The sequence below is a fragment of the Paenibacillus sp. SAFN-117 genome, from assembly GCF_051966115.1.
In the GTDB taxonomy this organism is placed as follows: domain Bacteria; phylum Bacillota; class Bacilli; order Paenibacillales; family NBRC-103111; genus Paenibacillus_L; species Paenibacillus_L residui.
Genome location: NZ_JBQCLK010000039.1, coordinates 58,033 through 67,781, shown reverse-complemented (window position 1 = coordinate 67,781; position 9,749 = coordinate 58,033). Strand labels below are relative to the sequence as shown.

5 protein-coding genes are annotated in these 9,749 nt (G+C 46.4%); 3 read left to right on the top strand and 2 right to left on the bottom strand.

Annotation, left to right across the window (positions count from 1 at the left end; genetic code table 11):
- The first annotated feature begins 344 nt into the window (after positions 1–344).
- Positions 345–3,710 (top strand): DEAD/DEAH box helicase family protein, encoded by a 3,366-nt coding sequence (locus ACTHRH_RS21665; RefSeq protein ID WP_440417619.1) that lies wholly within the window; start codon positions 345–347, stop codon positions 3,708–3,710.
- A 579-nt stretch (positions 3,711–4,289) separates the two neighbouring features.
- The gene (locus tag ACTHRH_RS21660) at positions 4,290–6,062 is read left to right on the top strand and encodes an acetate/propionate family kinase (protein ID WP_144936932.1); all 1,773 of its coding nucleotides are present in this window, start codon (positions 4,290–4,292) and stop codon (positions 6,060–6,062) included.
- A gap of 353 nt (positions 6,063–6,415) precedes the next feature.
- Here the strand turns inward: ACTHRH_RS21660 and ACTHRH_RS21655 are convergent, their stop codons facing one another.
- Both ACTHRH_RS21655 and ACTHRH_RS21650 read right to left on the bottom strand, forming a co-directional pair.
- Complete coding sequence (locus ACTHRH_RS21655) at positions 6,416–6,646, bottom strand: hypothetical protein (protein ID WP_144936935.1); 231 nt, start codon at positions 6,644–6,646, stop codon at positions 6,416–6,418.
- 13 nt (positions 6,647–6,659) lie between these two features.
- Positions 6,660–7,937 (bottom strand): hypothetical protein, encoded by a 1,278-nt coding sequence (locus ACTHRH_RS21650; RefSeq protein ID WP_144936938.1) that lies wholly within the window; start codon positions 7,935–7,937, stop codon positions 6,660–6,662.
- A 568-nt stretch (positions 7,938–8,505) separates the two neighbouring features.
- Here ACTHRH_RS21650 and ACTHRH_RS21645 point away from each other — a divergent pair.
- A complete protein-coding gene (locus tag ACTHRH_RS21645; RefSeq protein WP_144936940.1) occupies positions 8,506–9,534 on the top strand; it encodes a DUF7309 domain-containing protein in 1,029 nt (342 codons plus the stop codon).
- Positions 9,535–9,749 lie beyond the last annotated feature (215 nt).

Sequence of the window (9,749 nt, the reverse complement as noted above, 5' to 3'; positions counted from 1 at the left end):
TCCAACAATGGTTTGCTGGTTTACCCAGCTACATCAAGGCCTATCTGCCGAATTTAAGCTGCGAAAGTTGAGTTAATTATTCTAAAGTTAAAAAACAAATACAAAGGTCAGCGGGCGGTACTGCAGGTTCTATGCCCAATATATCAAAAAGTAAAATGCTAAATTTTGAAGTAATATATCCTAATGCAGAATTACAAGATAAATTTTCTGAGATAGTTCTTCACATTGAACAACAAAAGAACAAACATTCTCAATCCCTCCAACAACTAGAATCCAACTTCCAAGCACTTCTTCAAAAAGCCTTCAAGGGCGAATTGACAGTGAAGGATGGTGTAACGGTCTAAATGGGTGACGTGCAGCTAACGAATTTTGAATTTCTCAGTGCAAATAAAACTTATGCCAGCTTTGCTGGCGCATGTATTGAGGCAGAAAAGGCGTTGGTCGTCAGCCCTGCGACCTGCGCGATTCTCAGCCGGCGGGCATTAGAGCTTGCTGTCAAATGGCTGTTTACCTATGATAGCGACTTGAAGGTTCCCTATCAAGATAATTTGTCGAGCTTGATTCACGATGTAACGTTTCTCCGCGTTATCGATCAATCCATGCTGCCTCAGCTAAAATATATTACGAAGCTAGGCAATATCGCTGTGCATTCGAATGCGACGATCAGCCGCGGCGAAGCAATCCTGTCACTTCGTAACCTACATAACTTCATCAGTTGGATCGACTATTGCTATTCGGTCGATTATACCGCAAGAAGCTTTGATGAACAACTTCTATTGGAAGAGAACAAGCATCAAGAGAAAGTGAGACCTCAGGAGCTGCAGGATTTATACGACCGCTTGGGTTCGAAGGACCGGAAGCTGGAAGATCTGATCAAAGAAAACGAAGAGCTTCGGAAGCTGCTGGCCGAACGCAAGGCACAGAATACACAGGAGTATGACTTTGTGCCGGATCAAATTAGTGAATACGAGACCCGAAAACGTTATATTGATCTGGAGCTGAAGTTGGCTGGCTGGATATTCAATAAAAATGTAGAAGAAGAGTTTGAAGTACAAGGTATGCCAAACGGCCAGGGGAGCGGTTATGTCGATTACGTTTTATTCGGCGAGAACGGGAAGCCGCTTGCCGTTGTGGAAGCGAAAAGGACAAGTTCAGATCCCAATGTGGGCAAGCAGCAAGCGAAGCTTTACGCAGATTGTTTGGAGCAGCGGTATGGACAGCGTCCGTTGATCTATTATACGAATGGATTTGTAACGAACTTCTGGGATGATCTTCACTATGCCAGTCGACAAGTATCCGGGTTTGCCAGTCAGGATGAGCTGCAGCTGCTCTTGAACAGGCGCTCTATCTGTAGGCCGCTGCAGGATGTACTAATCAACAACTCCATTGTAAATCGTCCTTATCAGCATGAAGCAGTCCTTTCGGTTTGTGATGCATTAAACAAGGGACAGCGGACCGCTTTGCTTGTCATGGCGACAGGCAGCGGTAAAACACGTACCGCGAGTGCCATTGTTGATGTGCTTAGCCGATATAACTGGGTGAAGAATGTGCTGTTCCTTGCGGATCGCACCACGCTTGTTCGCCAAGCCAAAAACAGCTTCAGCCAGTATTTGCCCGATATGACGCTGTGCAACCTGCTGGACAGCAAGGACAACCCGGAGACGGCGAGAATTGTTTTCTCTACTTACCCGACGATGATGAACGCAATCGATGAGGCCAAGCGGAAGGACGGCAAAAAGCTGTTTACGGTTGGTCATTTTGACTTAATTATCATCGATGAATCGCATCGAAGCGTCTACAAGAAATATAAGGCCATATTCGAATATTTTGATGCCATCCTCTTAGGATTGACAGCAACTCCTAAAGATGAAGTCGACAAAAACACATACGACGTGTTCCGTCTGGAAAATGGCGTTCCGACTTTTGCCTACGAACTGGAGCAAGCGGTCAAGGAAGGACACTTAGTGGATTACCGCACGGTGGAAACGACGACGAAGATTATGGATGACGGCATCCGCTACGATGATCTGTCCGAAGAGGAAAAAGAGCAATACGAAGAAGTATTGCTTGAGGATGAAGAAGAGGAGCCGCGGGATATCGACAGTGCGGCGATTAATGAGTGGTTGTTTAACCAGGATACGATAGACCGGGTGCTGCAGTTTGTGATGGAGCGGGGTCTGAAGGTTGAAGGCGGAGACAAACTGGGTAAGACCATCATTTTTGCCAAAAACCATAGGCACGCAGTAGCAATCGTGGAGCGATTTGATTGCCTGTATCCGAAATTGAAGGGTCATTTTGCACGGGTCATTGATATCAAAACGAATTATTATCAATCCCTGATTGATGATTTTTCCATATGGAACAAGCTTCCGCAAATTGCTGTTTCTGTAGATATGCTGGATACAGGCGTAGACATCCCTGAGGTTGTCAATCTGGTATTTTTCAAGAGGGTTCGTTCGAAGTCGAAGTTTTGGCAGATGGTAGGTCGTGGAACACGGCTATGTAAAGATCTTCATGGTATTGGTGAGGACAAAAAGGAATTTTTGATCTTTGATTTTTGTCGGAACTTTGAGTTTTTCCGGGCAAATCCAAAAGGGAAGGATACCGATATTGCCGAAACTTTATCGGAGAAATTATTCAATGTACGTACCCAGATTGTACGTGAACTTCAGCAACTGCGTTATCAAGAACCAGAGTATATCGCACATCGCGCCGAATTGGTAAAACTGTTGAAAGATAGCGTGAGTACGTTAAATGAGGAGCATTTTCGCATCAGGCAGCATATCCAATATGTCCATAAGTATAAAAATGACAATGCATGGCACTCCTTAAGTGATACCGATATGGGAGATTTGAAGGAGTATATAGCTCCTCTTGTCGTTTCTTTAGACAGCGATGAATTAGCAAAGCGGTTTGACTATATGATGCTGATCATCGAATTGGCTAAGCTTCAGGGGACACAATCGGCGAAACCGATTCGCAAAGTCATAGAGACGGCAGAAAAACTCTCCAAGTTGGGTACGATTCCTCAAATCGTCGCTCAGCGAGATGTAATAGAGAAGGTCATGATGGCAGAATTCTGGGAAGAAGCGGACATCTTCGAAATGGAGAAAGTTCGTGTTGCTTTACGGGATCTAATTAAGTTTCTGGAACGGGAAACGCAGCAAATTTATTATACGAATTTTAAAGATGAGTGGCTTGCTGTGGAGGAGAGCCGCGGCTTTTATAACACCAATGACCTGCAAAATTACCGCAAAAAAGTAAACCAATATTTACAGACGAACAAGGATCAAATAGCTATTTATAAATTGCGCAACAATAAACAGATAACGAAACAAGATTTGGAGACGCTTGAACATATTCTATGGGCAGAGCTCGGAACCAAAGAAGATTACGAGCGGGAATATAAAGATTTACCAGTAACGAAGCTTGTAAGGAAGGTTGTAGGACTTGATCAGGAGGCCGCGAATGAAGCATTCATGGTGTTCCTGCAGGAAAATCGGTTGAATGTCAATCAACTTCGGTTTGTAAAACTGATTATCGATTATGTAGTTAAGAACGGTATCATTGAAAAATCCGTACTCCAAGAGGAGCCGTTCCGCTCGGTTGGCAGTATAACGGAACTGTTCAGCAATAATCTGGACGATGCACGAGCAATTATCGGTATAATAGATACGATTAATAAGAACGCTGAGGTTGCTGGGGCTTAGTTTTTACGGATTATAGACACCACTAATTTAATTACTTGCATCTGGGCGTAACTAAAATGGACATCTATTTTAGTGCTTCCTCGCTACTCTGGGTGGGGTAAATAGACAGCGATTTTATATGGAGAGGCGGGCATGATAAGCTGGTTAGCAACGCGAATTCCTTACCCTTCGCGGCTTTCGCGAGTACTCATGCCCGCAGAGGCTCCATGTCAAATCGCTCTATTATGCCTCTCAAACGTAGTTTTTCCCATGTAGTATAGCGAAGAGCCTTTTAGTTACGCCTTTTTTAAATTAACGTTTTCGGGGTGAAGAAGTAATGATTAAAGAAATTTCCATTAAGAAGATAGCAGCTTATGATAATACAGGTGTTGTCTTTAGTGGATCGGGTATAGTCGAGGTTGTCGCTGAAATGTCAATTGTGACCAAAGCTTGAAGAAAAGTTTGAACTTTTTTTCACAAAGTGGTCCGGCCCCTGTACACAGGATGGAAAAACAGCTTTAATAAAGGTATAAGCTGCAACCTTATAAGCATCCTTAGTGCTAGTTTATTATTACTATTAAGAAATGGATGTGAGCGGGAATGAAAGTGCCTGTAGGAATCTCCAACCGTCATATTCACTTAAGCCAACAACATCTGGAAGAGTTGTTCGGAGCGGGTTACCAGCTCAATAAATTGCGAGATCTTAAGCAGGTCGGACAATACGCTGCGGAGGAGACGGTAACTCTAATCGGCCCTAAGGGGAAGATTAACAACGTGCGGGTATTGGGACCGCTGCGCAAAGAGACACAAGTTGAAATTTCCCGCACGGACAGTTATCTGCTCGGTGTGGAGCCGCCGATTCGCGATTCGGGGGATCTGGCAGGAAGCGCCGGCATTATAGTTCAGGGGCCGCATGGGGAAGTTGTACTGGATCAAGGAGTCATCCTGGCCTTCCGTCATATTCACTTCTCGCCGGAAGATGCGGAGCATTTCGGGGTTAAGGATAAGCAATTTGTCTGGGTATCGGTGGGAGGCACCCGTTCCTTGATTTTGGAAAATGTTCTGTGCCGCGTGCATCCGGACTATCGTCTGGAATTCCATATCGATACCGATGAAGCCAACGCCGCCGGTCTGCGCAATGGCATGGAGCTGGAGGTCATCGTTCCTTACCGGAAGGAAGCCGTTACTTATGACGAGATCCGCCGTAAGGAGAAGCAGCTCGTGCTTGTATTGAACTGCGGAAGCTCTTCCGTTAAATATAAGCTCTACGAAATGCCTACGAACAAGCTGCTGGATTCCGACTACTTACAGGGAGTTAAACGGGAGGAACAGGAGAATGTTATTCGCGACGTGATCCAGAAGTTTTCCCATCTGGATATTTCCATCGTCTCCCACAGAGTGGTTCATGGAGGAGAGGCCTTCAAGAGTTCTGTTATCATTGACGAGGACGTCAAGGAGAAGATCAGACAATACGGTCGGTTCGCACCGCTGCATAATCCGATCAACCTGAAAGGCATTGAGCTGGCACAGCGTTATCTGCCCAAATCCGTTCACGTGGCCGTGTTCGATACCGCCTTCCACCAGACGATGCCGCCGTCCTCGTACCTTTACTCCATCCCGTACAAATATTACGAGCAGTACGGCATTCGGAAATATGGATTTCACGGCAGCTCGCACCGCTATGTCATGCATCGTGCGGAGCAGTTGATGGAGACACCGAAGGAGAAGCTGCGCCTGATCAGCTGCCATATTGGAAGCGGGGTCAGCATTACGGCCATCCGCAACGGCGAATCCATCGACACATCGATGGGAATGACCCCGCTGGCCGGATTGACGATGGGAACGAGAAGCGGCAATATCGATCCTGCGATCATCCCATACATTCAGGAAATAGAGGGGACCGATTCTTCGGGAGCCATCGATATTCTGAATACTCAAAGCGGATTGCTGGGCGTGTCCGGCGTATCCGGGGATCTTCGGGAGGTCATGGCCGGAGCCAAGGCAGGAATCAAACGATGTGAACTGGCCCTGCAGCTGTTCACTACCCGCTTGCACAGTTATATAGGACTTTACCTTGCTATATTGAACGGAGTCGACGGTATCATCTTTACCGCCGGAATCGGCCAGAACAGCCCGGAAGTCCGGCAGAAGGTATGCAACGGACTGGAATCGTTCGGAATCATCCTCGATCGCGAGGCCAACCGCACGATCAAGAGCGAGGGCTTCATCAGCAGTCCGTATTCGCCTGTCAAAGTCATGGTCGTCCCGACGAACGAAGAATTGGTGATGGCTACCGACGCCTATCAGTTATACGTCAAAAATCCGGATGCAAATACGGCTGCCAAACAGACTCCAACGATCGGCACCGCGTAATCATTCATGTTATTTATAAATTAGATACAATGCGATACAAAGAGGCTGCCCAGGTCACTTATGACGGAGGGCAGCCTTCCTTTTTGAAAATTAGCTGTCAGCCCATGATGCCCATGATGACGTGGGCGACAACTATCTTGAAAATCCGTCTATTTTCATTTTCTGCTGGTGCCGTGCAAACAGAATGCTTCGTCTAACTGGATTTCCTCCATCTAGTTTGCCTGTTTAAGGTGAAAAGCGAAAACTAACTGGATTTCCTCCAGCTATTTTACGATTAAAGGGCGTTATCAGCAGAAAGTACCGATTCTAACTGTAGTTTTTCCATTTACTTTAATCGCTTTCTACCTTTCGTTTTAATTTACCTGCATAAAATCCAGCCAGATGACTTTTTTCGGCCAGCCGGGCTGGTTTCGGCGTTGCTCCCTATTCAGTCCCATCAATCCTTTAAGTGGATTATCTTTAGCATATTGGGGGCTGACCACCCGCCATGCAGCGCACAACGCACGCCGGGACAAGTTAAGAAAAGCAAAAAAACTGCCCTCCAGTAGTTGTTTACTGAAGGACAGCTCATCCTTGTATTGCATCCGGGCTTCATTATTATTGTGCCGCGGCTGCTTCCATCATTTCCACGAATTGATCGGGATCGATTCCCTGGCTTTCCAAAGCGCTCAGGAACTCTTCCCACTCTTCATCGGTCATATTCTCGAAGTCAAAGCCTTGCAAAGCTTCCCAGTCAATACCTTCCAAGCCTTCCATACCCAGCTCTCCCGTAAGCTCATCCTCGTCGTAATAGACATCGGCGCCGCCATAGAGAGAATCCATTTTCTCGATGAACTCTTCCAGCTTGACTGCATCGGTAGGAACTCCGATCTTGAATTCTACTTCTTCATTGATGTTGGTATATTTCACGTCACCTTTTAACCCGAGCTTGAAATTCATGTCTTCGTCCTTGACATCGACATCCAGGTTAATGGCTTGGTAGTTTACGAAGTCTTGTTTGTTAACGGCAGTCAAAATGCTGAACTCGTTAATTTTTAACGACTTGCGCATTTCATCGATAGCTTCCTTCAGCTTGCCGGCATCGGTAGACTCGAGATCCTTCTTGGCGGTATCCAGCTCTTCCTTGCTAATTTGGAACATGCCGGCATATTTTTCGCTGGCGATCAAATCAATGATTTGCGGTGCCGCTTTTTCAACGATGGTTTTGACGGCTTCTTCCAGATTCTCATCAGTAATCGTGAATTTCACGACGTTTTTAGCTTCAATGCCTTCAGGCAGCTGAGCTTCGTCCTTTTTCAACAGTTGGAAATGATTCTGCTCATCGAAGCTGCCGAGAAGAGCCTTCAGCGCATCCTGACTGAATTCCTGCTGTTTCTTGAAGTTCAAGAGCTCCGGATTGAATTCTTCTCCGGCTTGCTCGCTCAGTTCTTTCATATCCATTTCGACAAATTTACCGACAAGCTCCTGCGGAAGAGGCATCATCGGAATGTTGGGGATTTTCACCCACATTTTATCCTGGGTAAGGACGAACGGGATGCTGAATTTCATCTCCATGTCGCCTTTCAGGTTCATTTCCAGCGTCATCTCGATCTGCTGAGGATCCTGCTTGAACACTCCGCTCGCTTTAATATCAGCGTTTTTCAGCATTTCGCTGACCATCGCCATCTCAGGGTTAGCATTCAGCACTTCTTCCGGAAAATCCATCGACATAGTCATTCCCATCTCGAAGGCACCGGACTTCATATTCATAGTGTTGGTCAAGCCTGTTTCAATAGCGCTTTTAGGCGATGGTTTTTTCCCACAGCCGGCTACGATAAGCGCGATGGAAAGCATTAGTGCAACAATTAACCCCAATTTTTTTCTTTTAATAGACATTTCTTCTCTCCTCACTCCTTTAGCAATCGTGCAGCCAAATTCGAATATACCATAAATCGACATATGGAGAAATGGTCCCTTAGAATCGAAATATCCCTGAAAAATGGTAAGTTCCCTATAAAAGAACAGTAGTTTTATTCCTTTAAAGTCATAAGTTTAAGTTGGTTTTCCGCGTCGTTATACACTTTTTTGGAACTTCGTCAAAGTCGGCAATTTTGAAAAGCAAGGAATATTCATGAAAAAAGGGGAGTGAAAAAGATAAATGCAAACGGTTAATACTGTAAAACATTTCCAATATATATGGCAGAAATTATTTGAATATAGGTCCAAATACCTAAAAAAATATTAGTTTCGGATTAATTGCTGCCTGGGGAGTAGATGTTTTTCTAGGTTCGGAAGAGCAGCCGCATGGACTAGGCAGCTTTCATCTTCGCGTGGTGGGCAAACGCCGATTTCCAGTAGATAGCCTTCGATTTTAGTTGAATGCCTCGTGTTTATTCGGCAGCCGAATGCATACAAATGTAGAAAATGCATGAACCACCTGATGCATATAAAAGGGGACACGGACATGAATTCTGTCGAACCGACTCTTCAAGAATGGAAGGAATGCATTGCCGCGGCTTTGCATTTCAAACAACTTCGCTGCTGGAATTGGATAACCGACGAAATGGTGTTCGGCGTGCAGAATCCGGAAGACGGGAAGATCGGGTATTGCTGCATAATGGGCTCTTCGGACGATATTGCCGATATGGCGGCTCTGTCGATCCATCTGGGCAGCGAGGGCCTCGAAGGGCTCCGGAGGATACGCAGTGAGGATCTTCTCCCCGATGAATTGCTGCATGCCCAGCATTGTATAATGGTTTCTTTCGAAAATCGGGAAATGCTGGAAAAGCACGATGTGGAGCTTTATAAAAAAATAGGCCTGAAGTGCAGCAAGAATGGTTGGCCCTATTTCCGTTATTTTGAGCCGGGTTATGTTCCATGGCTATTGAGCGGGGCGCAGGTCCGGTTTATGACTATAGCTATAAAGCAAGTAATCGAAACGGCTTTGCGGTTTAAATCCAATCCGGGCCTGCTGCGGCGGGAGGACCATCCATATTACCTGGTACGGGTTCCGTTTAGGCGGAACGGCGGTTTGATCTGGACGGACCGGTGGGCGGTACCGGAACCGATGGTTCGCTCTCGGGTTCCTGCAGTTTGGCTGGATGAATTGAGTCTGCGCCGAATCCAGGGAACCCTGCCGAAATGGATGGGGATATGGGAAATGGATGTTTTCTATGCTCCGGTGCCTTTGAAGGGCAGGGACAAGCTGTATTTTCCGAAGATGTGTTTAATCGTTGATCATTATTCCGGCGAGGTATTGCACACTCATTGGTCTGAGACCGGCGGGGAGCCGTTGGAATTCGTCGAACAGTGGATAGCATTGATGCAGCGTCTGGGAGGAAGGCCTTTCAAGCTTTTGGTACAGAGAGAGGAAGTGCTGGAATCCTTCGAATCGGTCGCTCTCGGTCTTAATATCCAGCTGGAGCGGGCTCCGCGGCTTTACAGGCTGGAGGAGATCAAGATGCATCTTTATGATGAACTGGCCCCTTTTTAGATTTTGGGAAAGTTCCCCGTTCCTGCGAACTTCGAAGCGATGAACCGCGCATCTGTTTCCCGGACCGGCCTTCAGCCGTCCCTGCCGATCACGGAAGCTCGTATGACGCGATTACGATGAAGATACCGGACACCGCTTATTTGGGTAATATCCCCTTCGCTCAGTTTGGTGGAGCGAGCCGTTGGGAGCACTCGGGGAGATAGTAGGAGATGAAG

Bases quoted from the DNA above. Each gene is read 5' to 3' on its own strand.
- ACTHRH_RS21650 (WP_144936938.1), bottom strand. From the start codon at position 7,937: ATGTCTATTAAAAGAAAAAAATTGGGGTTAATTGTTGCACTAATGCTT.
- ACTHRH_RS21645 (WP_144936940.1), top strand. From the start codon at position 8,506: ATGAATTCTGTCGAACCGACTCTTCAAGAATGGAAGGAATGCATTGCC.
- ACTHRH_RS21665 (WP_440417619.1), top strand. From the start codon at position 345: ATGGGTGACGTGCAGCTAACGAATTTTGAATTTCTCAGTGCAAATAAA.
- ACTHRH_RS21655 (WP_144936935.1), bottom strand. From the start codon at position 6,646: ATGCAATACAAGGATGAGCTGTCCTTCAGTAAACAACTACTGGAGGGC.
- ACTHRH_RS21660 (WP_144936932.1), top strand. From the start codon at position 4,290: ATGAAAGTGCCTGTAGGAATCTCCAACCGTCATATTCACTTAAGCCAA.